Annotated in this window: 21 protein-coding genes, 2 tRNA genes and 1 pseudogene; 10 read left to right on the top strand and 14 right to left on the bottom strand. The window is 57.4% G+C overall.

The window, feature by feature from the left end:
• Window positions 1-4: 4 nt before the first annotated feature.
• On the bottom strand, window positions 5-2,011 hold the full coding sequence (gene uvrB, locus A3GO_RS0106255) for an excinuclease ABC subunit UvrB (protein ID WP_029132679.1): 2,007 nt from the start codon (window positions 2,009-2,011) through the stop codon (window positions 5-7).
• A 294-nt stretch (window positions 2,012-2,305) separates the two neighbouring features.
• Here uvrB and A3GO_RS0106250 point away from each other — a divergent pair, with 294 nt between their 5' ends.
• Complete coding sequence (locus tag A3GO_RS0106250; protein WP_029132678.1) at window positions 2,306-2,863, top strand: GspH/FimT family pseudopilin; 558 nt, start codon at window positions 2,306-2,308, stop codon at window positions 2,861-2,863.
• Between the two features lie 106 nt (window positions 2,864-2,969).
• Window positions 2,970-3,045 (top strand) — tRNA-Asn (locus tag A3GO_RS0106245).
• A gap of 131 nt (window positions 3,046-3,176) precedes the next feature.
• On the opposite strand, the gene A3GO_RS0106240 is transcribed toward A3GO_RS0106245, so the two are convergent.
• From A3GO_RS0106240 to msrB, 7 genes are all read right to left on the bottom strand, one after another.
• Window positions 3,177-4,160, bottom strand: coding sequence for a WD40 repeat domain-containing protein (locus tag A3GO_RS0106240; protein ID WP_029132677.1), 984 nt, complete (start codon window positions 4,158-4,160; stop codon window positions 3,177-3,179).
• Window positions 4,161-4,208: 48 nt separating this feature from the next.
• Window positions 4,209-5,108 (bottom strand): FG-GAP and VCBS repeat-containing protein, encoded by a 900-nt coding sequence (locus A3GO_RS25210; RefSeq protein ID WP_157606737.1) that lies wholly within the window; start codon window positions 5,106-5,108, stop codon window positions 4,209-4,211.
• Entirely contained in the window at window positions 5,108-5,326 is a 219-nt protein-coding gene (locus A3GO_RS0106230) for a DUF2835 domain-containing protein (RefSeq protein ID WP_029132676.1), read from the bottom strand. Before A3GO_RS0106230 ends, A3GO_RS25210 begins: the two co-directional genes overlap by 1 nt.
• 10 nt (window positions 5,327-5,336) lie before the next feature.
• Window positions 5,337-5,756 carry a CBS domain-containing protein gene (locus A3GO_RS0106225; protein WP_029132675.1) on the bottom strand — a complete coding sequence of 140 codons (420 nt, stop codon included), beginning with the start codon at window positions 5,754-5,756 and terminating at the stop codon, window positions 5,337-5,339.
• Between the two features lie 201 nt (window positions 5,757-5,957).
• On the bottom strand, window positions 5,958-6,539 hold the full coding sequence (locus tag A3GO_RS0106220) for a class I SAM-dependent methyltransferase (RefSeq protein WP_029132674.1): 582 nt from the start codon (window positions 6,537-6,539) through the stop codon (window positions 5,958-5,960).
• Window position 6,540: 1 nt separating this feature from the next.
• The gene (locus A3GO_RS0106215; RefSeq protein WP_029132673.1) at window positions 6,541-7,725 is read right to left on the bottom strand and encodes an O-succinylhomoserine sulfhydrylase; all 1,185 of its coding nucleotides are present in this window, start codon (window positions 7,723-7,725) and stop codon (window positions 6,541-6,543) included.
• A 184-nt stretch (window positions 7,726-7,909) separates the two neighbouring features.
• Window positions 7,910-8,380 carry a peptide-methionine (R)-S-oxide reductase MsrB gene (gene msrB, locus A3GO_RS0106210; RefSeq protein ID WP_037374763.1) on the bottom strand — a complete coding sequence of 157 codons (471 nt, stop codon included), beginning with the start codon at window positions 8,378-8,380 and terminating at the stop codon, window positions 7,910-7,912.
• Between the two features lie 298 nt (window positions 8,381-8,678).
• Here msrB and phaZ point away from each other — a divergent pair.
• The 5 genes and pseudogenes from phaZ to A3GO_RS0106185 all read left to right on the top strand — a co-directional run.
• Window positions 8,679-9,842 (top strand): annotated as a pseudogene (gene phaZ / locus A3GO_RS0106205) (polyhydroxyalkanoate depolymerase); the annotation flags it as partial.
• A 671-nt stretch (window positions 9,843-10,513) separates the two neighbouring features.
• Entirely contained in the window at window positions 10,514-13,966 is a 3,453-nt protein-coding gene (locus A3GO_RS0106200) for an indolepyruvate ferredoxin oxidoreductase family protein (RefSeq protein WP_029132670.1), read from the top strand.
• Window positions 13,967-13,997: 31 nt separating this feature from the next.
• Window positions 13,998-15,047: a Glu/Leu/Phe/Val dehydrogenase dimerization domain-containing protein gene (locus tag A3GO_RS0106195; RefSeq protein ID WP_029132669.1), complete on the top strand. Its 1,050-nt coding sequence runs from the start codon at window positions 13,998-14,000 to the stop codon at window positions 15,045-15,047.
• 146 nt (window positions 15,048-15,193) lie between these two features.
• Window positions 15,194-15,997 (top strand): N-formylglutamate amidohydrolase, encoded by an 804-nt coding sequence (locus tag A3GO_RS22785; protein WP_037374761.1) that lies wholly within the window; start codon window positions 15,194-15,196, stop codon window positions 15,995-15,997.
• 40 nt (window positions 15,998-16,037) lie between these two features.
• Window positions 16,038-17,177 (top strand): carboxylate-amine ligase, encoded by a 1,140-nt coding sequence (locus tag A3GO_RS0106185; protein WP_029132668.1) that lies wholly within the window; start codon window positions 16,038-16,040, stop codon window positions 17,175-17,177.
• A gap of 126 nt (window positions 17,178-17,303) precedes the next feature.
• Here the strand turns inward: A3GO_RS0106185 and A3GO_RS0106180 are convergent, their stop codons facing one another.
• Complete coding sequence (locus A3GO_RS0106180; protein WP_029132667.1) at window positions 17,304-17,786, bottom strand: asparaginase domain-containing protein; 483 nt, start codon at window positions 17,784-17,786, stop codon at window positions 17,304-17,306.
• A gap of 152 nt (window positions 17,787-17,938) precedes the next feature.
• Here A3GO_RS0106180 and A3GO_RS0106175 point away from each other — a divergent pair, with 152 nt between their 5' ends.
• Window positions 17,939-18,730 (top strand): TSUP family transporter, encoded by a 792-nt coding sequence (locus A3GO_RS0106175; protein WP_157606736.1) that lies wholly within the window; start codon window positions 17,939-17,941, stop codon window positions 18,728-18,730.
• 94 nt (window positions 18,731-18,824) lie between these two features.
• A tRNA-Gly gene (locus A3GO_RS0106170) sits at window positions 18,825-18,900 on the top strand.
• 232 nt (window positions 18,901-19,132) lie between these two features.
• Here A3GO_RS0106170 and A3GO_RS22780 read toward each other — a convergent pair.
• From A3GO_RS22780 to thrC, 5 genes are all read right to left on the bottom strand, one after another.
• Complete coding sequence (locus tag A3GO_RS22780) at window positions 19,133-19,993, bottom strand: HDOD domain-containing protein (RefSeq protein WP_037374760.1); 861 nt, start codon at window positions 19,991-19,993, stop codon at window positions 19,133-19,135.
• Between the two features lie 126 nt (window positions 19,994-20,119).
• A complete protein-coding gene (locus tag A3GO_RS0106160) occupies window positions 20,120-20,590 on the bottom strand; it encodes a hypothetical protein (protein WP_029132665.1) in 471 nt (156 codons plus the stop codon).
• A 104-nt stretch (window positions 20,591-20,694) separates the two neighbouring features.
• Entirely contained in the window at window positions 20,695-21,750 is a 1,056-nt protein-coding gene (locus A3GO_RS0106155; RefSeq protein WP_029132664.1) for a methyltransferase domain-containing protein, read from the bottom strand.
• Between the two features lie 81 nt (window positions 21,751-21,831).
• Window positions 21,832-23,373 (bottom strand): alpha-isopropylmalate synthase regulatory domain-containing protein, encoded by a 1,542-nt coding sequence (locus A3GO_RS0106150; RefSeq protein WP_029132663.1) that lies wholly within the window; start codon window positions 23,371-23,373, stop codon window positions 21,832-21,834.
• Between the two features lie 246 nt (window positions 23,374-23,619).
• Window positions 23,620-25,002, bottom strand: coding sequence for a threonine synthase (thrC, locus tag A3GO_RS0106145; protein ID WP_029132662.1), 1,383 nt, complete (start codon window positions 25,000-25,002; stop codon window positions 23,620-23,622).
• A 221-nt stretch (window positions 25,003-25,223) separates the two neighbouring features.
• Between thrC and A3GO_RS0106140 the strand changes: the two genes are divergently transcribed.
• Window positions 25,224-26,669 carry a helix-turn-helix domain-containing protein gene (locus A3GO_RS0106140; RefSeq protein ID WP_029132661.1) on the top strand — a complete coding sequence of 482 codons (1,446 nt, stop codon included), beginning with the start codon at window positions 25,224-25,226 and terminating at the stop codon, window positions 26,667-26,669.
• Window positions 26,670-26,909 lie beyond the last annotated feature (240 nt).

The raw sequence follows: 26,909 nt of genomic DNA, 5'->3' as shown, positions 1-26,909 counted from the left end.
GTACTCAGGCCAGCAACCCCTTTCCCTGTAGCGACTTGATCTGGTCGCGCAGCCGGGCGGCTTCCTCGAATTCCAGGTCCCGGGCATGCTGATACATCTGCTTTTCCAGCTCCTGGATGCGCTTGGCCATCTGTTTTGGCGAGAGTGAACCGTATTCAGCCGTCTCCTCCGCCACCCTGGCATAGCGCTTGGCCGACATGGGCCCGCCGGGGCGCGCCCCTTCCATGATATCGGCTACCGATTTGATGATGCTCTGGGGTGTGATGCCATGCGCCAGATTATGGGCGATCTGCTTTTCCCGTCGTCGGTTGGTCTCATCAATCGCCCGCTGCATTGAACCGGTCACCCTATCGGCATAGAGGATCGCCTTACCGTTGATATGGCGTGCGGCCCGACCGATGGTCTGGATCAGCGCACCCTCCGAACGCAGGAAGCCCTCCTTGTCGGCATCCAGGATCGCCACCAGCGAGACCTCCGGCATGTCCAGCCCCTCACGCAACAGGTTAATCCCCACCAGCACATCAAACTCACCGAGTCGCAGATCGCGGATGATCTCCACCCGCTCCACGGTATCAATATCGGAATGCAGATAGCGCACCCGGATACCGTGGTCATGCAGGTAATCGGTCAGATCCTCTGCCATCCGTTTGGTCAGGGTGGTGACCAGTACCCGCTCCTGCACGGTGATACGCAGATTGATCTCCGAGAGCAGATCATCCACCTGGGTGCCGGCCGGTCGCACTTCCAGCTCCGGATCCACCAGACCGGTGGGGCGCACCACCTGCTCGATCACTGCACCGGAGTGCTCCAGCTCATAGTCGCGTGGCGTGGCGGAGACATAGATGATCTGGGGTGAACGCTGCTCAAACTCCTCGAAGCGCAAGGGGCGGTTATCCAGGGCCGAGGGGAGCCGGAATCCGTACTCCACCAGGGTCTCCTTGCGTGATCGGTCACCGCGGAACATACCACCCACCTGGGGGATGGAGACATGACTCTCATCCACCACCAGCAGTGCGTTGTCCGGCAGATAGTCAAACAGGGTTGGCGGCGCCTCACCAGACTGGCGGCCGGAGAGGTAACGGGAGTAATTCTCAATACCGGAACAGTAGCCCAGCTCCAGGATCATTTCGATATCAAAACGGGTGCGCTGCTCCAGCCGCTGTGCCTCCACCAGTTTGTTGGCCTCGCGCAGCTGCTCCAGGCGCTGCTTCAACTCCACCTTGATCTGTTCCACGGCGGCGAGCAGGGTCTCACGCGGGGTCACGTAGTGAGACTTGGGATAGATGGTGTAACGAGGCACCTTGCGCAGGATCTCACCGGTAAGGGGATCGAACAGGGCAATCGACTCCACCTCGCCGTCAAACAGTTCCAGCCGCACCGCCTCTCCGTCTGACTCCGCCGGATAGATATCGATCAGCTCACCACGCACCCGGTAGGTGGCGCGGTGCAGTTCCACATCGTTGCGGGTGTACTGCAACTCGGCCAGACGCCGCAGGATGGCGCGTTGATCCAGCACATCACCGCGTACCAGGTGCAGCACCATGCTGAGATAGGAGCGCGGATCACCCAGACCGTAGATACAGGAGACGGTAGTGACAATGATGGTGTCCGGTCGCTCCAGCAGCGCCTTGGTGGCGGAGAGCCGCATCTGCTCGATATGCTCGTTGATCGAGGCGTCCTTCTCAATGAAGGTATCCGAGGAGGGAACATAGGCCTCCGGTTGATAATAGTCGTAATAGGAGACGAAGTACTCCACCGAATTGTTCGGAAAAAACTCCTTCATCTCGCCATAGAGCTGGGCCGCCAGCGTCTTGTTATGCACCAGCACCAGGGTCGGACGTTGCAGCTCCTGAATCACGTTGGCAATGGTAAAGGTCTTGCCTGACCCGGTCACTCCCAGCAGGGTCAGCCCCGCCTCGCCATCCCGAAGACCTTCCAGCAGTTGGCGAATCGCCTCCGGCTGATCACCGGCGGGCTGAAAATCGGATACGAGTTGGAAGGCCTTTGTCATATCAATTACTTAAAACCGTTTAACCGCGATAGCCGCGAATAACATTTAATAGAGAGGATAGACGGGCAAATTTCTGCACCGCCATCGAAAGCAGTTCGTGATTGGCATTCCACCAGGTCGGATAAAAAGCCATTTTGCCTGTTACGCACTTCTCGCAGTTCTCCAATGCTCTCAATCGGAAAACTCCTACGGAGACTTCACGGCAATCCTATCCGTCACCCGCGCGCGCCGGGTTAAATTCCATCCTGCCGGGCGCAAAGGAATTGTGCCACAACCAGACAAAGGAGTGTCATCGTGAAATCTCATGTAAACGGGTTTACCCGCCGGTGTGACGGACTCACCCTGCTGGAGCTACTGATCACTTTAGCCATCGGCGGTATCACTCTCTCCCTCGCGATACCCGCCATGGGCGCACTCACCGGCAACAATGCGCGCTCCAGTTCAATCAATACCATGATCAGCCATATACAACTGGGGCGCAGCGAAGCGATAACCCGCGCCCGACGCACCATCCTCTGTCCCAGTCTGGACGGTCAGACTTGCAACGACAGCATTATCTGGGATCAGGGTTATATCCTGGTTGAAGACAGTAACAATAATAAAACCGTTGATTCCGACGACACCTTGCTGCGGGTATTCCAGGGCCTTAGTGACCGGATAACAGTCCACTCGACTATTCTCCGCAAGCGCATCCTGTTCAACCCACTGGGCATGTCGCCCGGCTACAACCTGACGCTCAGTTTCTGTGATCAGCAACAGGTTGTGGAACCCAAGGCGGTCATCGTCTCAAATACTGGACGACCGCGCCTGTCACAGACCAAATCCGACGGTTCACCGATTGACTGCCCCTGAAGTCAGCGTAGAGAGCAAATGCCGGCCCGTGTGGCGAAATAAAACTTTTTCCCACCTACCCTTGACCCCACACGGATAGCTGATTAGTATACGCGCCTCGACACATTCCTCGGTAGCTCAGTTGGTAGAGCGGGTGACTGTTAATCACTAGGTCGGCGGTTCGAGCCCGTCCCGAGGAGCCATACAAAGAAAGGGTTAGCGGCAGTAGTAGCCACTAACCCTTTTTCTTTGTCTGGGGGCTTTTCGCAGTCTCCCTAACCTGTTATTTAATAACCCTGCAAAACGAGTTATCGATCCTCCATCATCATCCCGTTCACCAGTTATTCCCTACCCGTTGCGGCCGGTACGGTTTGCTAAGATCATAGAACCGGATACTCTCATCATCACTGCCGCTGGCAACATAACGTCCATCCGGGCTAATGCGCACTGCGGCACCGCAGAGCCGGTGTCCCTGCAACCGGCGCAACACCTTACCCGCATCTGCCGTCACCAGGCGCAGGTTGGCATCGGTATGGCGACCCAGGCTGATCAGCCGCTGGCCGTCCGGGTGATAGTCGATCGAGGTAACCGCTCCCCAGTGTTCAGTCTGCTGAACCCGCAGGCGGCCGGTGGCCAGATCCCAGTAGAAGAGCTTGTACCAGGCACCGGACGCCAGCTCCCGGTCATCCGGCGAGAAACTCAATTCCAGCGCAGTGGCGGAGGGTAAATCCAGCCGCTGGATCTCGGCGAGCGTGCGGTCCAGCAAGCGCACAGCTTGATCATCGGTGGAGACCGCCAGTCGGTCACCCGCATGATCGCTGGCCAGTGCAACCACCGCGGAACCGAGATCCAGCTGTTTCAGCGGTTCCAGACCCGGATAGGAAAAGGCCATGACCCGCCCGTTCTCATAGCCGGCAACGACCAGTTTGGCTTGTGCCATATAGGCGAGCGACGTCAGCCCCGGCATCGTCACGTGTTTGCCCAACACCCGGCCCTCGGTCAGGTCTGAAATGACAATAACGCCCGCCTCTTCCGCACTCAACAGCCGGTCATCATCGACCCACGCCAGTCCCCGCACCGGTGTGTTATGCCAATTGAGTCTGCTGATTGCACGACCTTCCGGCACCGACCAGACCGCCAAATCTCCCTTAAAGCCGGCCGAAGCGACACGCTCACCTTTTGGATCAAAAGCCAGTCGGGTGACACCGAACAGATGACTGTCGGGGATATTCAGATCGGGCGGTTGCGCCGGTTCAAGTCCCGCGCAACCGCCGAGCAGCCACGTTAACAGTAAAATCAGGCAGGCAGCGAGGCGCATGAATCTCCCGGCGTGTAGTTAAGCTTTGGTCAGTGCCGCACTGATTATTCAAGGCAACAACAGTTCAACCTGTCGTCCATCGGCCAGACCATAACGCAGATCCTGGTCACCATCCCCATCCAGGTCAACAACCAGCAAAGCGGTGACGATGGGACTACTATGCGCCAGTTTTTTTATCTCCTTCAACGTTCCATTTGTTAAGGAAATGAGCCGGAGTTCATGGAACCCTGGTGCAGGAACAGCCAGGTCCGGGGTTCCGTCGCCATTCAGGTCCACAACCGCCGATTGTCCCAATATCAGAGAGCCGATACGGTGATTTGAAAAGCCGGACATTCGATGTACCGGCACCAGTCGGCCACCCTGGCGTTTATAGATGGTCAAAATACCACCAATATGGGGAGTGACCACAGCCGCCAGCTCGATGATGCCGTCCCGGTCGAAATCGCCCGTGCCGACCGGATTCATCCAGCGATGCGGCAGGCCAATCGGATCAGATTCAGCCAGGATCTTAAGCCCGTCTAGTGTGGTCTTTAAAACAGCCAGAGCCGCACCCCGGTCAAGATAGCTGCGGACCAGAACAATCTCATCCACACCATCGCCATCCAGATCGACCAGCCTTGGATAGCGGTCTTCAAATACCGAATCCTCCGGGAGCCTGAAGGTCTGGCGCTGACCGGAGGCAAGTTCAATCCGCACCCCCTCCGCCTCAATGCCATCTCCCAGGATGGCATGGTCATATCGGGTGGTGGGAAACACCAACCAGGCAGAACGAACGGCACCGGTACCCATTGCCAGCACGGCATCCGGCAGTGCTTGCGGATCATCCACAGGTGGTCGCGCTGAACCCGCGGCAGTCAGGCCGTCACCCGATATATAACGTAGCTCTAGTGCCTGGATCGGATTAATGGCAAACAATATGCCGACAACCAGCAGAAGAATTCGAAACATCACAGACGACGTAGCTCAATCAGCTTGTCGTTGGCATCCAGAACCAACTCAAAGCGTCCGGAAACGCCACTGGCGGTAACAAAGGGTCGAAAGTTTTTGGCCGGGAGCTGGATGGTGCGACCATCCTCGGCCTGGACGATCACCGCGCGTGCCGCGCCCCGGTAGTAGTGAAGAAAAGTTTCCGCACTGATATTCAGTTTAAAGCGGTGGCGTACCATTACACGATTTTCATCGGTGCTGTTCCAGCCCGAAAAATATCCCATCCAGCACCAGCAAATTGGGACTGATGGTACCCAGGATCTGCTTGTTGTCCACTACCAGCGCGCGCACCAGGTCGAAGCGGGCAAACAGGCGGGAACAGTAGCGAATATCCATCTCCGGATCGACATAGACGGCCGGTTTGGTCATCACCTCATACACGTTAACCCGCTTGGGAGAGCGATCCAGCGCCAGCACCTGGCGGGAGATATCCGATATCAACAGCAGACCGTACTCATCATCCTCATGGCGCTTGTCCACCACCAGCAGCGAGGTGCGGAGCTTTTTCATCAACAGCAGCGCCTCGAAAATCGTGGCACTTCCCTCGATCAGGCCAAACTCGGTTTTCATCACGTCCCGTACACAGACACGGGGGGTGGACTCATTCATGTCACTCTCCTCGGGGTAGTGCGATTACCTCACGATACGAACCGCCGTTCAATCCACTACCCTTGGACCAACCAGGAGATCCGGGACAGCACAGCGACTGACATTATCATTCATCTCGCCCTGCAACTCTAGGGACGCGCTGATTAAAGCCACCCGGCGTTGCCGGAACCTCTGAATCAGTCAGAGGGTCCCCAGGTGAATTCAGGTCTTCTCCGCCACCAGCATGGCCATATCCCGCCAACCGCGATGGGTATCCCCCAAGCACCGCTCTTCCCGATAGACCCGGATTTTGAGCGTGGGAAACAGTTCCAGCAGCTCATTGTCATCCAGACGGAACTGTTCCGACGAGGGTCCCTCATCAGTCACAGCCGCCCGGCTGTAGGTCTGATAATAAAGCAGACCACCCGGTTTCAGCGCCGCCGCAATGGCCGGCGCCAGCTTGCGCTCAAGAAAAAAACTGACCAGGATAAGATCAAAGGTCCGGGGCTCCGGTGGAGAGGCAATCACATCCCTGACGGCGGCTTCAACAACCAGCCCCTCTTCCACTGCCGCGCTGTCCAATCGACTGATGGCCACCGGAGACAGATCCCAGGCCGTTACCGCCAGCCCCGCCGCTGCCATGTGGAGCGCGTTGGCCCCGCGCCCGCAGGCCAGGTCCAGCGCCCGGCACCCGGGGGCGGCCAAGTGAATGTTCTGCTCCAGCACCGCCGCCACACGCCCCAGGGTTTCCGCCTCGGCATGTCGGCGATTCCACATCTCGAGCAGTCCGTTTTCTGTAGCCACTTTAGTTAGCCAGTCCCGCTTCCAGATCGTGCTGGATGTCTTCAATATCCTCCAGCCCGACCGCGATGCGGATCAGGCCATCTTCGATACCAGACAACTCCTTCTCCTCATCCGTCAACCGGCCATGGGTGGTGGATGCCGGGTGGGTAATGGTGCTCTTGGTATCACCCAGATTGGCGGTAATGGAGATCATCCGGGTGGCGTCAATCAGTCGCCACGCCTGCTCCCTCCCCCCCTTCACCACAAAGGAGAGCATGCCGCCGGCCGCCTTCTGCTGGCGCTGCGCCAGCGCATACTGTGGATGGCTCTGTAGACCGGGATAATAGACCTGCTCAACCGCATCCTGCCTCTCCAGCCAGCGCGCCAGTTGCAGAGCATTTTCCGAATGGGCCCGCATGCGCAGTTGCAGAGTCTCCAGTCCTTTCAGAAATACCCAGGCATTGAATGGACTCATGGTCGGCCCGGCGGTGCGTAAAAAACCAAACACCTCCTCACCCACCAACTTGGCATCACCGACCACCGCACCACCGACACAGCGACCCTGCCCGTCCAGATACTTGGTAGCGGAGTGGATGACGATATCCGCACCCAGTGCCAGCGGCTGTTGCAGGGCCGGGGTACAGAAACAGTTATCCACCACGAGCAGCAATCCCCTGGCGTGTGCCAAATCGGCCAGGGCGGCGATATCACCCAGTTCGGTAATCGGATTGGACGGAGTCTCGGCATACAGTATGCGGGTATCGGGGCGGATAGCCGCCTCCCAGGCAGAAAGATCACTCAGCGGCACAAAGCTGGTGCTGATACCCACCTTCGCCAGAAACTTGTTGAACAGCACGTTGGTAGTACCGAAGATACTGCGGGATGAGACTATATGATCACCCGCCTTCAACAACGCCATGCAGGTGGCCAGGATTGCCGACATGCCGGACGCGGTGGCTACGCAGGCCTCGCCCCCCTCCAGGGCTGCCAGACGCTGCTCGAAGCAGGCCACGGTCGGATTGGTGAAGCGCGAGTAGATATTACCCGGTTCGTCGCCACTGAAACGGGCAGCCGCCTCGGCGGCACTCTGAAAGACAAAACTGGAAGTAGTGAATATCGGCTCCGAGTGCTCTCCCTCCGCGGTCCGGATGTGGCCCGCCCTGATCGCCCGGGTTGCCAAGCCCCAGTCATCATACGCTTCTGTCATTTGGGAATACCTTTTCTTGAATAAAATCCCGGGCATAAAAAAACCCGCCTGGCTGCACAGCCAAAGCAGGTGTTCCTCGCTTTAGCCGCATTTCTATAGCGCCCGCAATCTGAGATAAATCGGCGCTTCGGCTAAGACTAGGTCGGCAACGGCAGTATTGTCAAGCGATTGTGCATACCCGGGGTCACTCGAACAGTTTGAGATACTCACCATATCCTTCCGCCTCAAGCGACGCTTTCGGAATGAACCGGAGGGATGCCGAGTTGATGCAGTAGCGCAGTCCGGTCGGCGCCGGTCCATCGGGAAACAGATGGCCCAGATGGGAATTTCCCTCACGGCTGCGTACCTCGGTGCGTTCCGTGAACAGCTTTTTATCGGTGCGCTCGACGATACGCGCCTGATCCACTGGCCGGGTAAAACTGGGCCAGCCGGTACCGGAGTCAAACTTGTCCCGGGAAGAGAACAACGGCTCACCACTGACCACATCCACATACAGTCCTTCCCGCTTCTCATCCCAGAACTCATTCTGGAATGGCCGCTCGGTCCCGTCCTGCTGGGTTACCTGATACTGCAGTTCCGTCAGCTTGTTACGCAGATCTTCATCCGTAGGGTGCTGAAAGGCCGGCGTTTCTTTTGATGTGTTTTCACTGGACATGCTGCCCTCCTGATAGTCATAACAGCTATAGCTTAAAAACAGGACAATACAAACCTGGAGGTTGTAGGGTTCGGCATCTCAAGCCGGTTTATCTATTTTCATGCCATTTTTAATAAAAACCTTTAAATAACAGGGTATATAGCGCTTACTCCTGACATTTCAGTCAGTTACAATTGTTACCATTCAAACCGCCAGATTTTCAGCACGGTTGCGGACCTCTGAACCCCGCGCTTTCTGTTGCTGCACCGCACTATTAGGGGTACTGTAGAAACCATCTGATGCAGTCTATCGAGTCGTTGCTATGCTTTATAACCTCCATGCCGTGGGCACTTTCTGGGCCCGTTCGGTCAATCTATACGCCTTTCTCAACGCCACACTGACCAAGGATATCCCCTGGCTGAAACAGTGGCATGCCGCGAGTCGGTTGCTCGAACGTTATACCCGCCCCTACTCCCGACCGGCCTTTGATCTGGGAATTGAGGAGAGCGTGGTAATCTGCAAACCATTCGGTGATCTGCTGCGGTTTGGTGCCGTCGATGTGAAGAAGCCCAATCTACTCATGGTAGCGCCCATGTCCGGTCACTATGCCACCCTGTTGCGTGGAACAGTCCGGGAATTCATGCAGGATCACAACGTCTATATCACCGACTGGCATGATGCCGGCAGCGTGCCGCTCTCCGATGGCCGCTTCACCCTGAACAGCTATGTCGATTATCTGCGCGAGTTCATTCGCTATTTCGATGGTGACGTGCACCTGATGGCCGTTTGTCAACCCTCGGTGCCGGCCATGGCGGCAGTTGCGCTGATGTCGGAAGACCAGGAGCAAGTACCACTGAGCATGATCCTCATGGGCGGTCCGGTGGATACTCGCAAGACCCCCACCGAGGTCAATGATTTCGCCGAAAATCGCAACCTCAACTGGTTCAAACGGCATACCATCCACACCGTTCCGCTGAATCGAAGAGGCGCCGGCCGCAGTGTCTATCCCGGGTTTCTGCAACTGGCCGGTTTCCTCTCGATGAATCTCGACCGGCACGTCTCGGCCCACCATGACTACTTTGAGCACCTGGTATCGGGTGATGGCGACAGTGCGGCCCAGCATGAGTCGTTTTATGACGAATATCTTGCTGTCATGGATCTGGACGCTCCCTTCTACCTGGAGACCATTCAGAAGGTCTTCCTGGAGCATCACCTGCCCAAGGGAATACTGGAGTGCACAGGCCGGTTGGTTAAACCGGAATTGATCAGCGCCACCGCGTTAATGACCATCGAAGGGGAGCTGGACGATATCACCGGACCAGGCCAGACCCGGGCGGCCCACAAACTCTGCCCCGCCGCTCCACTGCATGAACACCTGACCCAGCCAAATGTCGGACACTACGGTATTTTCAACGGCCGCCGCTTCCGCGAAGAGATCGCCCCGCGCATCCGCGCCTTCATCCAGCAAGCCGCCGCACGCTAGGAGCCTGTCGGACTTAACACTGATCTACTGCGGAAAAGCCGGATTTGGCCATATTTCCCGATCTTCCTCGTTGAATAGGTCCACTATTCGCCTCGAAAGATCAAAAAATCTGTCTCAAATCGGCTTTCCCTCGCTACGATCGGTCAAGCCCGACAAACTCCTAGACTCACAAACCACCTCGCCCGGTGGACCACAACCGCCGGGCATGCCATTCCCAACAAAAAAAACTCGCCTATAATTATCTGTAACGAAATCGTAACGGCTGCGAACAAACTTGACGGATTTACTGAGTTATCCTATTGTCTGCGCCCAACGCGCCTCACAAAGGCCGTTATAAAGCACTGATCTGAAGCCCCAAAAGGGCTTTCAATCAGCCCGAGCCGACCGGTTCAGGCGCCAACCAAACGCGGCGACCCCGCATTGGAGGATGGAACAATGATTCACGCCACAACCCCCCGGTGGTTTTCTCCACCCAAGCAACTGCACAACACTCCCAACCTGACGGACGCCCGCCGCCGATCCGCTCCGATCAGTTAGCCGCCGTTACCAAAGATCGATTCCACACGTCGCGCGACAGCTTCGCTGCGGTTAATCCGTTGCGTCGTCGCTGATTGCCGGCTACTGACTCTATGCGGGCCAACAGCCCGAATCAGGCCCTGGGAGATCCTCACATGGCGTTAGCTGATATCAAGCTTGATGACAAGTACACCCTAGACTCCGGTCGCGTCTATCTCACCGGTGTTCAGGCACTGACCCGCCTGCCGATGCTGCAGCAAAAGCGTGACCAGCAGGCCGGTCTCAACACTGCCGGTTTTATTTCGGGCTATCGCGGATCGCCCTTGGGCGGTCTGGACAAGGAGCTCTGGAAAGCCAAAAAGTACCTGGACCAGCACCGCATTACCTTTCAGCCTGGGCTCAATGAAGACCTGGCCGCCACCGCCATCTGGGGCAGCCAACAGGTCAACCTGTTCCAGGGTGCCCGTTACGACGGCGTGTTCAGCATGTGGTACGGCAAGGGACCGGGCGTCGATCGCTCCGGCGACGTGTTCAAGCACGCCAATGCCGCCGGCACCTCGCCCCACGGCGGCGTGCTGGTGATCGCCGGCGATGATCACAACAGCAAATCATCCACCCTGCCACACCAGACCGAATATGCCTTCATGGACGCCATGATCCCGGTCCTCAACCCGGCCGGGGTGCAGGAGATCCTGGACTACGGCCAGATCGGCTGGGCGCTGTCGCGCTACTCCGGCTGCTGGGTGGCGCTCAAGACCATTGCCGAGACTGTCGATACCTCGGCCTCGGTTTCGGTCGATTCCGAGCGGGTAAAGATCACCATCCCGAATGACTATGTACTGCCGGAGGGCGGACTCAATATTCGCTGGCCCCATACACCGCTCGACCAGGAGAGCCTGCAGCATCGGCATCGGCTCTATGCCGCCCTCGCCTTTGCCCGGGTCAACAAGCTGAACCGGATTGTCATCGACAGCCCGGAACCCAAGCTGGGCATTGCCACCACTGGCAAATCCTACCTGGATGTGATGCAGGCGCTGGAGGACCTCGGCATCACCCCTGAGCGGGCTGCACAGATCGGTATCCGCCTCTACAAAATCGGCATGAGCTGGCCGCTGGAGCGTGAAGGGGTACGTCAGTTTGCCGAGGGACTGGACGAAATCCTGGTGGTGGAAGAGAAGCGCGGCCTGATCGAAAACCAGATCAAGGAGCAGCTTTACAACTGGAAGGAGGAAGTGCGACCGAAAGTGGTGGGAAAGTTCGACACCGCCAACCAGTGGCTGTTGCCTTCGGCGGGTGAGCTGACCCCGGCCCGCATTGCCCGGGTGATCGCGGCCCGGATTGAGCGTTTCCACCAGAGTGAAGTGATCGAGAAGCGGCTGCATTTCCTGCAGAAGAAAGAGGCCGAGCTGGCACTGCCCCGGGTGACACTGGACCGAGTACCCCATTTTTGCTCCGGCTGCCCCCACAACACATCCACCCAACTGCCCGAGGGGAGCCGGGCCACCGGCGGCATCGGTTGCCACTACATGGCCACCTGGATGGACCGCGGCACCGACACCTTTACTCAGATGGGTGGCGAGGGTGTGCCCTGGATCGGCCAGGCCCCGTTCAGCGACACCCAACATATCTTTGCCAATCTGGGTGAAGGCACCTACTTCCACTCGGGGGTACTCGCCATTCGTGCCGCACTAGCCGCGAATGTCAACATCACTTACAAGATCCTCTATAACGATGCCGTGGCCATGACCGGTGGCCAGCCGGTGGACGGACCGTTCAGTGTCCAGCAACTGAGCCAGCAACTGGCGGCGGAAGGGGTCAAACGCATCGCCCTGGTCAGCGACCATCCGGACAAATTCAAGCAGCGCAGCCAGTTCGCACCCGACACCACTTTCAATCACCGGGACGATCTGGAAAAGATCCAGCGCGAGCTGCGCAACACCCCGGGTGTCTCGGTGCTGATCTATGAACAGACTTGTGCCGCCGAGAAGCGACGGCGGCGTAAACGGGGCACCCTGGAAGATCCCAAGGTGCGACCCTTCATCAATACCGCCGTGTGCGAAAACTGCGGCGACTGCAGCACCCGGTCCAACTGCCTCTCGGTAATCCCGGTAGAGACCGAGTTTGGCCGCAAACGGGCCATCGACCAATCCTCCTGCAACAAGGATATGCGTTGCGTGGAGGGCTATTGTCCCAGTTTTGTCACCGTGCACGGCGGTCAACTGAAGCGCGCCGCCAACCAGCCGGACGGTCTGGCGTGGCCCGACCTTCCCCTGCCGGTGCTGCCCGAACTGGAACGCCCGCACAGTATCCTGCTGACCGGTATCGGCGGCACCGGCGTGGTGACCATCGGCGCCCTGCTGGGCATGGCGGCCCATATCGACGGGCGTGGCGTAACGGTACTGGATATGACCGGCCTGGCGCAAAAATATGGCGCCGTGGTGAGTCACATACGTATTGCCAAAAAACCCGAGGATATCCACGCCATGCGAATTGCCGCCGGCCAGGCGGACACCCTGCTGGCCTGTGATCTGGCGGTGGCCACCGGCTTCGAGGCGATGGCCAAACTGAACCCGGAGCGCACCGACGCGGTGATCAACAGCCACCAGACCATGACCTCCGGATTCATTAAGCAGAAGGATCTCACCTTCCCGGCCCAGGCGCTGGAATCGCAACTTGCGAAGACTACCCGAAACGCCCAGTTCATCGATGCCAGCCGGTTGGCGGAATCGTTGCTGGGGGATGCCATCGGCGCCAATCTGTTCATGGTCGGTTTCGCCTGGCAGAAGGGCTATCTGCCGCTGTCGCTGGAGGCACTGAAAAAGGCCATCGAGTTGAATGGCGTGTCGGTCGAGGACAATCTGCGCGCCCTGCTCTGGGGACGGCGCGCCGCCGTCGATCTGGAAGCGGTACAGCAACTGGCCGCGCCCGACAAACCGGCGCTTGAGCCGCCCAAGACACTGGATGAGCTGATTGCCCATCGCAGCCAACACCTGACCGATTACCAAGACGCCGCCTACGCCGCCCGCTATCGCTACCTGGTGGAACGGGTCAGGGAGCGTGAGCGGGCATTGCATCTCAATGGTCTGGCCGAGGCCGTGGCGGAAAACTATGCCCGTCTGCTGGCCTACAAGGACGAATACGAGGTAGCCAGACTCTACAACGACCCGAACTTTCGGGAGCAGATCACCAACCAGTTCGAAGGCGACTTCCACCTGGAGTTTCATTTCGACCCACCCGTCCTGTCGAAGGCGGATGCGGAGACCGGCAGACACGGCAAACGCCGTTTTGGTCCCTGGATGTTGAAAATAATGGGTCTGTTGAGCCGTTTCAAAAGGCTGCGCGGCAGTCGATTGGATCCGTTCAGAAACAACCCCGACCGGCAACTGGAACGGAGGCTGATCCGTGACTATGAATCCACTCTTGAGACACTGCTCACCCACCTGACAGGCGACAATCTGGAGACCGCCATCACCCTGGCCCGCCTGCCGGAAGAGATTCGTGGTTTCGGTTACATCAAACAGGCGGCGGCCGAGCAGGCGGCCCTCAGACAGCAGGCGCTGCTTGCCCAGTTCCACCAACCGTCCGTCGACAAGACCCGGGCGGCATGACCACAACCATGAATAGAGCAGGATAATAACCATGAAACTGTTTACTCATCATGAATTCGACCATCATGAACAGGTGGTCTTCTGCCATGACAAGGCGTCAGGACTGAAGGCCATCATCGCCATACACAACACCCACCGGGGACCGGCCCTGGGCGGCTGCCGGATGTATCCCTATGCCAGCGAAGCGGATGCGCTGAATGATGTGCTGCGCCTCTCCCGGGGCATGACCTACAAATCAGCCGTTGCTAATCTGCCCCTCGGGGGTGGCAAGTCGGTCATTATCGGCGACCCGCGCAGTGAGAAGACGCCAGAATTGATCCGCGCCATGGGACAGGCGGTGGAGCGTCTGGGCGGTCGCTATATTGTGGCCGAAGACTCCGGCACCGGTGTTGCCGATATGTTGCTGATGGGAGAGCTGACCCGGCATGTGTCGGGCATTGCCGAAAAGTGCGACGCGGAAGGCAACTGTCGCAGTGGCGACCCCTCCCCCATGACCGCACGCGGCACCTTTGTCGGTATCCAGGCGGCGGTGCGGCACAGGCTGGGCCGGGAGAGCCTGGAGGGTGTGCGGGTGGCCATACAGGGTGTCGGCAACGTGGGTCATCACCTGGCCAGGTTCCTGTGTGATGCCGGCGCCCGCATCTGGGTTTCCGACATCAATCGCGACGCGGTGCAACAGATGGTCACTGAACTGGGCGCCGTGGCCGTCGCCAACGAGGAGATCTATGACCAGGAGGTGGATGTGTTCGCCCCCTGCGCCCTGGGTGCCATCCTGAATGATGAAACCATCCCGCGTCTGCGAGCCAGCATCGTGGCCGGGGCCGCTAATAATCAGTTGGCGGAAAAACGTCACGGCACGGCACTGATGAAAAAGGGCATTCTCTACGCGCCCGACTATGTGATCAATGCCGGTGGCGTGATCGATGTCTGTTATGAACGCATAGCAATGGATCAGCAGCAGATCGTGCAGCAGGTGGACGCCATCGGCGATACCCTGTCGGAGATTTTCAACCGCGCCGAACAGCAGCATATACCGACTGATGAGTTGGCGGACCAACTGGCGGAGGAGCGGTTTGCTTGAAATCAAGCGGTCAGACCTGTGGGATTGGCGCAGCAACAACCCACATGGGTACACCTTTGACGGCCTGGATGGTCGCACTATCCACCATCGGATATACTTCCAGTTAACTGTCAGAGCCTTATGCCATAGCGCACAGGACAACATTCTTGGATCGCCCAGACGCCGCACATACGCCGATCAGCCAGGACCTTCTCACACCGGGAGAGCCACCGGCCTGGGAGGAACTGAACAGCGAGAGCCCGTCACCGCTGCTGTTGCTCTGCGACCACGCCAGCAACCGGGTGCCACAAAAACTGGCCCATCTCGGCCTGGATCTGAATGTATTCGGCATGCACGTCGCCTATGACATCGGTTGTGAAAAGCTGACCCGTCTGTTGTCCAGCCGGTTCAATGCCACCGCCCTGCTGGCCAACTACTCCCGCCTGGTGATCGACCTCAACCGCCACCCGGGGGATGGCTCTTCCATACCGGAAGTGAGCGACAATATCGAGATCCCCGGCAACCACGCCCTGACACCCGAACAGATTGGGCAGCGGGAAGAGGCGCTGTTCTGGCCCTATCACAACCGGATCGAACGCATCCTGGGCCGAATCATCAGCCGCGGCCAGACACCGGTACTCTGTTCCATTCACAGTTTTACCCCGATATTCCGGGGCTTTCAGCGCCCCTGGCATATCGGTGTGCTGTGGGACCGGGATCAGCGCCTCTCCACCCCATTGCTGGAGAGTCTGCGATCCGCCAGGCGGTTCCGTGTGGGGGACAATGAGCCGTACCATGCGCGTAACCCGGTGGGCTATACGATGGATGTTCACGGTGAAAAAAACGGTTATCCCCACCTGTTGCTGGAGATCCGTCAGGACCTGATCGGCCACGACGACGGCGTCGTCGAATGGGCCGATATCATCCATACTCATTTGCAACGGGTTCTGACTCAGGTGACTGTTCCCTGAGTAGTCAACGACAATAATAATCGGGCGATCTGGAGAGCAAATGAAGGAACCGTCATTTACCATCGGTATCGAAGAGGAGTACATGCTGGTCGACAAGGATTCCCGGAATCTGATCAGCCAGGCCCCGAAAACCATGCTGGCAGAGTGCGAAGCCCTGCTGGAAGGGCAGGTTTCACCGGAATTTCTGCAGTGTCAGATTGAAGTGGGCACCCGGGTCTGCCATACCCTGGGCGAGGCGCGTGATGATCTCGCCTATCTGCGCCGTACCGTGGCCAGCGTGGCCGAGCGGCACAATCTGGCAGTAGTCGCCGTGTCCACCCATCCCTTCGGCAAGCCAAGCCAACTGGAACACACCCACAAGGCGCGCTATGACCAGTTGGCCAATGACCTGCAGGAGGTGGTGCGGCAACTGGTGATCAGTGGCATGCACATCCATGTCGGCATTGAGGATGACGACCTCCGCACCGACCTGATGGCCCAGACAACCTATATCCTGCCCCATATCCTGGCGCTCACCACCTCTTCCCCCTTCTGGCGCGGCCGCAATACCGGCCTGAAGTCTTACCGGATTTCACTCTGGGACGGCATGCCCAGGACCGGTCTGCCGGAGTATTTCGACAGCTATGGCGAGTACCAACGGCATATTGATGTGCTGGTGAAGGCCGGCGTTATCGAGGATGCCACCAAGATTTGGTGGGACATACGGCCCAGCAGCCGTTATCCCACCCTGGAGATGCGCATATCCGATGTTTGCACCCGACTGGATGACGCTCTCTGCGTGGCCGCTTTCTACCGCTGCTGGCTGCGTATGCTTTACCGACTGCGCCGCGGCAATCAGCGCTGGCGGCGCTACACCCTGTTCTTGATTAATGAGAACCGCTGGCGCGCCCACCGCTACGGTATCGATGAGGGGCTGCTGGATTTTGGTCAGGGACAGATCACCCGCTTCGAAGATCTGATTGAAGAGATTCTGGAGTTACTGCAGGAAGATGCTGAATTCTTTGGCTGTGAGCGGGAACTCGGCCACATGCGCACCATTGTTCGGGAAGGCACCAGCGCGCATCGCCAGGTCAAGGTCTATGAACAGGCACTGGCCGGGGGTATGGAACACGAAGCGGCGTTGCGGGCTGTAGTGGATCTGCTGATCCGGGAGACGCTGATCGGCACCGAACCGCATTAAACCGAGCGTTGCAAAAATCAACCTGTAGGAGCGGCGCCTCGCCGCGAAATCGGCCCGGGGGCGGGCCTCCTACAGGATATAGCAACGGGAGATGACAGCATGGGCACCCTACAGAGCCGAACCGTCTCAGATAGCCTCGAAACGGTGACCAGCCACGTTTTTGCGCGCATGCAACGGATCGAACACCTGGCCGTTCATCGCCACATAGATCCCAGGCGGCATCATCTGCACCGTGGCGACGGCGTAACCGATATTGAAAATGGCATCGCTATAACGCAGACGGGCCGGCTGCATGGAGCCGACCAGGACAATGGTCTTTCCCGGGATGCCCACCAACGCCTTTGCCGTCTCCACCATGGTGTCGGTGCCATGGGTCAACAGAATGCGCTCATTCAGATCCTTGCGGATACGCTCAGCAATCAGTGCCCGGTCCGCGTCACTCATATCCAGGCTGTCCTTGCGCATTAGTGATTCAACCTCAAAATCAAAAGTGATGTTGGCTTCCCGCAAGAGCTCCAGAATCTGCGGCTCGCCCACCTGGAATTCGCTCTTCTGATCGAAGTAGATCTTGTCGATAGTGCCACCGGTGGTGTAGATCTTGATTTTCATAAAAGGCGCATCCTCTGTGGCGTCGGCCTGTCAATCATGAAGGTTGTACATGTTTTGCAGCTATTGTATGCCGACAGGGTGATCTCGGCTAACATGCTGCTTTGTACTACAGGTGCCAACCATGCCCGACACACCAATATTCGCCAGCCATCATGTCCGCAATTGAACTGTCAGCGGAAATTCTGGCACTGTTGTTTTTTACCGGCATGCTGGCCGGCATGGTGGATGCCATTGCCGGCGGTGGCGGTCTGATCGCCCTGCCGGCACTGCTGGCAACCGGAATGCCACCCACCCAGGCGCTGGCCACCAACAAATTGCAGGGCTCCTTCGGCACCTTCTCCTCTTCGCTCTATTTTATCCGCAACAATCTGATCAGGTTGAGCGAGTTGAAATTCATGATTGCCTGCACCTTCGTCGGTGCGGCAATGGGCACCCTGATCGTGCAGCGTATCAGCACCCAGTTTCTGGCCAGCGTCATCCCGTTGCTGCTGATCGCTATCGCGCTCTATTTTCTGCTCTCCCCCACAATCAGCGACGAACATCGCACCCCCAGGGCATCCCCCTTGTTGTTCTCCTTAACCATCGGCTTTGGTGTCGGCTTTTATGATGGTTTCTTCGGACCGGGTGCCGGTTCGTTCTTTGCCATCGGTTTTGTCGGACTGCTCGGTTTTGGGCTGACCCGGGCCACCGCCCACACCAAGATATTGAATCTGACCAGTAACCTCGCTTCACTCAGCTTTTTCATCATCAGCGGTCACGTGGTATGGAGCATCGGCCTCACCATGGGCCTTGGGCAGATGATCGGTGCCCGGTTTGGCGCCCGGCTGGTAGTAAAACGTGGCGTGCGCCTGATCCGCCCCATGATCGTGCTGGTCTGCATCCTGATCAGCACCAAGCTGTTACTGGAGAGCCATCCGGCGCTGCTTGACTGGATAGGCCTGTAACAGCACTGATCAGCGCCCGGCTGGATTCACCAAAATCAGCAGTTAGCGCTTGACATGACAACCATAATCAATAGAATACCGGCCTTCGATTGATGCGGGAATAGCTCAGCTGGTAGAGCACAACCTTGCCAAGGTTGGGGTCGCGAGTTCGAATCTCGTTTCCCGCTCCAAATACAGAAAGGCCCGAAGCCACAAGGCTTCGGGCCTTTTTTTATTCAGCCACGATACCGGGAATCGAACCGGCATGGGATAACTGGAGACGGTCAGCCTGTAAACCGTCAATCCGCTCTTTATGGGCACGTTGCGCTTCGCCTACTTGGATGTAGGTGAGGGGCATTAGCTGGAGTGGCAAGCCTTGCCCATCCTACCTCTTCGTTTTTTCCAACCAGCCGCCCATTGCGTTCAATTGAGCATGCTGCTCAATTCAGATTCGGAATCATCTTCTTCAGTGCGGTTTTCCAGGTGCGAGATCAGATCCAGGCCCACCCGTATACAGGCGAGGTTGTCGTTGATATCCACCTCCGTCCAGCGGCTCTCGTTCCCCTTGTGACTCAGGATATTGGCCACCTGGATGATATCCACATAGTCCACCATATTCCCTTTGGGTACGCGGTCCAGTTTGTCATGATTGGCAGCCACATCCACCAGCCCGGGATCAAAATTCCACCGTGAGAGCAAGAATTTGCCGATCGGCATGTGCAGCTTGTCGATCACCTTGTCGAGATTCTCCTCCTTCTCCAGCAGCACCGGATACTCGGCCGCCTTGATCAGCACGGGAATTGCCCCGACGTCATGAATCAAACCGGCCAGCATGGCCTCATCCTTGTTGAGATGGGGAAAATGAGACGCCAGAACGGTCGCCTTGGCGGCCACATCCACGCTGTGCTTCCACAGTGCTTCCATACGCGCCTGGATCGGTTTGAAGGCGGTGGTGAAGACATCCCGCATCGCCAGACTGAGGATGGCGTTCTTTACTGCATCGAAGCCGATCCGGGTGATGGCCGCCTTGACGGAACTGACCGTATTCACACCCCGGTAGAGCGGGCTGTTGGCGTATCTGACCAGACGGGCAGCCATGGAAGTATCCTTACTGACAATCCGCGCCACATCGGCCATGGAACTGCCGGCATCGTTCACCACCAGCAGTGCTTCAAGGGAGATTGCCGGCAAGGTGGGCAGTTTAATACGGTTATTTTCGATATCCTCCACGAGTGTATTCGCGAAGGCCTTCATATCGAATCTGGGACTGTCACTGGAGCTCATGCGGCAACCAAAAAAGAATTAAAAAGCAACTCGAGGATTATAACGGCAGCCCACATCCAGAGCGATAAGCTGATCCCACTTCCAGACTCTGACCTGGTAATCGCCACCGGGATACGGTGTTCTTATCTATTCAACCAGTATGGAGACATTGCGGGCGGTCCAGTTCTCGCCACCGAAGGCGGGACGGTCCAGATCATTCCAGAGGCTGGCGATCTGGGAAAATGAGATCGCATTATTCAGCAGGTCCGCCGCATCCTTTCTCAAGGCAGAGATGTATACCGTGCGGCCGATGACCTGGGCCAGACCGGCGATGTCAATTTCCACCCCATGATCCGCCTTCAGAGTATCGAGTACATCTTCCAGACTGTGGCCCTGCTTCTCCAGCAGCTCAATGGCTATGGCCTTGATATCGGGCCCACTCTCATGCACCTTCTTCTCATCACCATAATCGAACAGGATACGATCCTTGACCCTCCTCCAGGTCTCGACACTTTCGTGGGTTGATTCAGTTGCCAGATGCGCAAATCGATTATTTAATTGATCCAGTCTGTCGGCGCAGGCATCCACAGACTCAAAGAGTTTTCGCATTTTATCCATCAAGCAATCTCCCAACAGATCACGGCCTATCCAGGGTTAGCGACAACAAAAGCGAAATCTTTAAATCCGACCGGCAATTGACACACCAGGCCAGGGCGTTTCCGTCAGCAGCAGCCGGCACCCTGATCATTATCAACCGTCGATTCCGTCGCAAACGGCAGGCTGGTACCACACCCGTCGAAAATGCCGTAGTGGATCTCCCGATTGCCGAAAAACTCGAAGTAGTCCGTGAACCGGGTCTCCCGCAGCATTCGATAGGTGTTGCCACAAACGGGAATTATCTTCCCTCGCTCCATCAGGTGATGCTTGTCCAGCTCGAAGCGATGCTCACTATTGGCAATACCGCCCCGATAAATGACCGCCTGACCATAGTCCTCGCTGTGACTCTCCAGCCCATCCAGCTTGAACAACCTGTAGGTGGCGGAGAAAAATCCGATATGGCCGATTTTGCGGTGGATTTCGTCATTGCCGATAGCGATGGGATGATCCTCCACCAGCCGGGGGTCGAGAAAGCCCGCCTTTTTAGCCAGATTCTGAAAATCATTCCAGTAGAGCGCGCCACTCAGGCACTCGCCATACAGCACCTGATCGTTAAGCAGTTCCGCCGGCACCCGACGGTCCGAGTAGACATCGGAAAAGTAGAGCTCACCACCCGGTTTGAGCAGACGATACGCCTCCCGCAACACGGCTTCCTTGTCGGGTGATAGATTGATTACGCAGTTGGAGACAATGATATCGAAACTGTTCTCTTCCAGTTCCAGCTCATCCAGCTGTTCGATATAACCCTTGCGAAACTCCACATTGGAGCGGGCAAAACCGAAACGCTGCCGATGCCATTCGACATGCCGGTTGGCCACGGCGAGCTGTTCGTCGGTCATGTCGACCCCGAGTACATAGCCCTTCTCACCCACCAGTTGGGCCAGCAAATAGCAGTCGCGGCCCGAGCCACTGCCGAGATCGAGTATGCGCATACCCTCCAGCAGTTGCGGACGCACCAGTCCACAACCGTAATAGCGGCCCGCCACCTCATCATGGATATTGGCCATCGCTGTCTTTAGAAAATCCGGCGTATCCGCGCTACCGGTACAGCAGGCGTTGGTCTGCAGATCGTTGCTGTGCTGCAGGATCTTGCCGTAATACTCTTGAACTGACTCTTTCATGACTGCCTCACTGGTAGAAAAACTACGCTAACAACATACAACTTTCGCTATTCATCCGAATCTCAGAACGACCAGCTTATACTAACCAGCCTTTTCCAACCGATGCAGCAGGATATTGAGCATGCGCATGGTGGCGTTGATGGCGGCAAACACCTGGTTGTAGTGAATACCCCGGGTGTTATAGCTTCGGCCAGCTATTTCCCATGCAATAGTTGCCTCGGTCAGCGCATTGGTCTTGCCGCCACGCGGGATGCGCACCTCGAAATCCACCAGTTTCGGCAGCACGACATCATATTTTTTCAGCACCTTGCCAATGGCATTCATGAAGGCATCGAACCCGCCATTCCCGATCCCGGCCATACGAATCTCCTCGCCCTGAATCAGCACCCGGATACTGGCGGTCGATTCCAGATCAAGCCCCGAGGTGATGGAACAGTTGATCAGTTCGATATGGTGATAATCCTTGCTCTCCAGCACCTCGGCGATGATGAATGGCAGATCATCCGACGTGATTGCCTTTTTCTCATCGCCCAGTTCCACTACCCGCTTCAGTACCTTCTCCAGATTCTCCGGTGACAGGGAGATATCCATCTTCTCCAGGTTTTTCTGCAGTGACGCCTTGCCACTCATCTTGCCCAGGGCATAACTGCGGCGGCGGGAAAAACGCTCGGGCGTCAGCTTGGTCTGATACAGTCCGCCCTTCTTGTCGCCATCGGCATGGATACCACTGGTCTGGGTAAAGACATCGGCACCGATAATCGGTGCATTGTCCGCGACGCGCTTGCCCGAGAAGCTCTCCACCATCTGGCTGAGCAGTACCAGGTGGGACTCCTTGATCCCCAGCTTCATGCCCATCTGATCTTTCAGGTTAACCGCCACTTCTGCCAGCGAAGCGTTACCGGCCCGCTCGCCCAGACAGTTCAGGGTACAGTGGATGGACGAGACACCCGCCTTGACCGCCATTACGGCATTGGCGGTGCCCAGGCCGTAATCGTTATGGGGATGAAAATCGAATTGACATTCGGGGAAGCGCTGGATCATGTCAGTCAGATCGTTGAACACCTCATCCGGAGTCAGCACACCCAGGGTATCCGGCAACATGAAGTGCTCGATACCCAGTCCCTGCAGACGATTCATCAGTTCGTAGACGTACTCCGGATTATCCCGGTAGCCGTTGGACCAGTCCTCCAGATAGAGATTAACCTGCATGCCCTGCTTGTGGGCGTAATTGATGGTCTTCTTGATATCTCCCACATGCTGGACGAGGGTCTTCTTGAGCTGATTGACGCAGTGGTTCTCGCTGCCCTTGGCCAACAGGTTGATGACCCGGCCACCGGTCTCACGAATCCAGTCCACACTGCGTTTGAAATCGACAAAACCCAGCACCTCGACCCGGTCTGCCAGTCCCACACTGTCGGCCCAACGAATGATCTCGGCGACCGCCGCCTTCTCCCCCTCGGAGATGCGTGCCGATGCCACCTCGATGCGGTCCACCTTCAGCAGTTCCAGCAATGCCTTGGCAATGTTCAACTTCTCCTCGGGTGAGAAAGAGACCCCCTGGGTCTGTTCGCCATCCCGCAGGGTGGTATCGACGATCTTGATCTGTCTGGACTCTGTTGCCATGGTTCAGTTTCGCTATTATTTAAATTGTCGCTGTTCGCAAACGGTGGATGCGCTTTCGCTTTTCCACCCTACAAAATCGGATGCAATGAGTAGGATAGGCAAAGCTTGCCGCTCCCAGCTAACGCCCCTCACCTACACCCATGCAGGCGAAACGTACGCGCGCCCTTCCGACCATCCCTGGACAAAAAAAGACCGGCCGGACGAGCGGCCGATCCATTTGATCCGACATATTTAATAAAACCCGCCCTAACCGGCCAGGGTAGTCTTCATGAAATCCCGGATCACCGCCGCATCTGCTTCCAGAACGGCACAGCGGGTCTCTTTCTCCATCAGTCCCTGCAGCGAGGCTGGTGGTTCAGACTCCACACCGATCGCCTCTTTCACCGCCGCACCGAACTTGGCCGGATGGGCCGTCGCCAGGCAGATCGCCCCGGGGATCTCTTTGGCGGCATGCACACCCACGGCGGTATGGGGATCGAGGATGTAGCCGGTCTGGGCATAGGTGTCGCGAATCTGGTCCCGGGTCTCCTCTTCACTCACGGCCGCCGCCTGGAACAGTGCGGCTACCTCGGCCCGTTTCTCAGCCGGCACCTCCAACTTGCCCTCCCGGCCCATCTGATCCATCAATGCCCGCACCTTGGCCGGGTCCTGATCCATCAAGTAGTAGAGATAGCGCTCGAAGTTGGACGATATCTGGATATCCATCGAAGGACTGATGGTGGGATACACCTCGCCGGTCTGATAGACGCCGCTATTGACGAAGCGGCTGAGGATGTCATTGCGGTTGGTGGCCAGAATCAGGCGCTCTACCGGCAGGCCCATGCGCATGGCCACATAGCCGGCGAAAATATCGCCAAAGTTACCGGTCGGTACCGAGAAGGTGACCTTCTGATCCACATCTCCGCCGCTGACCCGGCCCCAGGCATAGAAGTAATAGACCACCTGGGCCAGAATGCGCGCCCAGTTGATCGAGTTGACCGCGCCCAGCGTGTACTCCTGCTTGAAAGCGAGATCGTTGAACAGCTCTTTTACAATGCGCTGGCCGTCATCAAAGGTGCCGGTGATGGCAATGTTGTGCACATTGGCATCCAGCACCGTGGTCATCTGGCGCTCCTGGATGGGCGATACCCGCCCCTTTGGATGCAGGATAAAGATATCGATCCGCTCCTGACCCCGTACCCCGTAGATGGCGGCGGAACCGGTATCGCCGGAGGTGGCGCCGAGGATATTCAGACGGCCGCCGCTGCGCTCCAGCAGCAGCTCAAACAGATTCCCCAGAAACTGTAGCGCCACATCCTTGAAGGCGGCGGTCGGGCCGTGGAACAGCTCCAGTATGCGCAGATCCCCCACCTCCACGACCGGCGTCACCTCGGGATGGCTAAAGCTGGCATAGGACTCCTCGACCAGCTTTTCCAGTTCCACCCGGGAGATATCCTCACCGACATAGGGATACATCACCTCAACCGCCAGTGCCTTGAACGGCAATTCGGCCCAGCGCTGCAGGGTCGTGGCATCGATCTGCGGAAAGGACTCCGGCAACAGCAGACCACCATCGGTGGCCAGGCCCATCATTACGGCCTGGGAAAAGGTAACCGGCTCTATGCCGCCTCGGGTACTCACATAACGCATCGTTGATCGTCCTCGATCCTGAAATTCGTAAAAAAGTAACAGCGGCCCAGTATACCAGCCTTGTGCGGAGATTCAGATTCCAACCTGCGCATAAAAAAACTGCCATGCAAATTTTTCGAAGCTATATTGCTAATGCGAAATTTATATCATAAGATTCTGTTTGTTATATATTTTTATGCAAGTATATTTGCAAATAAGCATATTCCACGAGTCTCAATCGAATGACAAAACTGACCAATCTGGGTAGCCGTATCCGCAAACTGCGGGATCAAAAGGGCCTGACCCAGGCCGCCCTGGCAGAAAAGATGGCCATCTCGGCCAGTTATCTGAACCAGATCGAGAACGATGCCAGACCTCTCAACAAGCGGATACTGACCAAGCTTGAACTCGCCCTGAATATCGACTTCACCGACTGGACCGAAGATGAGGACCGGCGTGCCAACCAGCTTCGGGAATCCCTCAGCGACCCCCTTTTCCGGGGCACCGACATAGCGACACACGAACTGCGCGAGGTAGTCTCCACCTCGCCCCGGCTGGCCGACCGTTTCCTGCAACTGTTTCGCGCCTATCAGCGCCTCCAGGTGGATCACCAGACGCTCTCTGAATCGATTGCCGGTGAAGAGCGCATCAAGGCACTGCATGGCGCCCAGTTTCCCTATGAAGAGGTGCGGGATTTTTTCTACCGGCGCAACAACCACATCGAGTCACTGGACCACGCCGCCGAATCCCTGTTTGAACAACAGCAGTTCAATATCGACGACCTGGAACAGAACCTGACCGATTTCGTCCGGCAGGAATATGGCATCGCGGTGCGGCTGAACAGTTTTGAAGAGAAGCGCTCACTGCAGAAACAGTTTGATGCCAGCAACAAAATTCTTTACCTGACAAAACCCTCTTCACCGGCCCGGCGCGCCTTTCATATCGCCCATCAGATCGCCCTGCTGCTGTTTCATGACCTGATCGACCAGGAGCTGGAAGACGCCGAGCTGGTCAGCAGCCAGGCGCAGGCGATCTGCCGGGTGGGCCTGGCCAACTATTTCGCCGGCGCCCTGCTGATGCCCTACAGCCAGTTCCTCAACAATGCGAAAAGACTGCGCTACGACATCGGCTGCCTGAGCGGACTCTATGGCACCAGTTTCGAGCAGGTGTGTCATCGCCTGAGCACCATGCAGCGATCGGGCGACAAGGGGGTCCCCTTCTACTTTGTACGGGTGGACATGGCCGGCAATATCTCCAAGCGGCAGAGCGCCACCAGTTTCCATTTCGCCCGCCTGGGCGGGGTCTGCCCGCTGTGGAATGTGCACGAGGCGTTCTCCTCTCCCGGCACTATCCTGCGCCAGTTGGCGAGAATGCCGGACGGAAAAACCTATCTCTGCCTGGCGCGTACCGTGCACGAGAGCGGCACCAGCTACCTGCAGCCGCAGCGCAAGTTCGCCATCGGTCTGGGTTGCGAGATCAAACATGCCCATAAACTGATCTACTCCACCGGTCTCAACCTGGAGGACCAGGATGCCGTGGAACCGATCGGCGTAAGCTGCCGGGTATGTGAGCGGAGGGACTGCCCGCAACGCGCCTTTCCGCCCCTCTCCCGGCGAATCAGTATCGATGAGAATGCCCGTAGCGCCTTCCCCTATTCATTCGAGGGATCGGATTCAAACGACGGTTAAATAGCGGCCACAGCGAAAACCGCCGATTCCTGTCGGGTTACGCCTTCGGCTAACCCGACCTGCGATGCATTCAGCCCCACAGATCGGACTAGCGCAGCATAATCCGACGGAACCCTGTATAAATCAGCTGTAGGTCGGATTAGCGCAACGTAATCCGACAAAACACGACGGGATATGGCAGATTTATCCATAGACCTGATTAGCACCGCATAATCCGAAAAATTCGGCCGCATAAACGAT

The sequence above is a fragment of the Sedimenticola selenatireducens DSM 17993 genome (genome assembly GCF_000428045.1).
Classification (GTDB): Bacteria; Pseudomonadota; Gammaproteobacteria; order Chromatiales; family Chromatiaceae; genus Sedimenticola; species Sedimenticola selenatireducens.
Note: the sequence above shows the minus strand (reverse complement) of the source record. Positions and strands in the feature narration are given on the sequence as shown.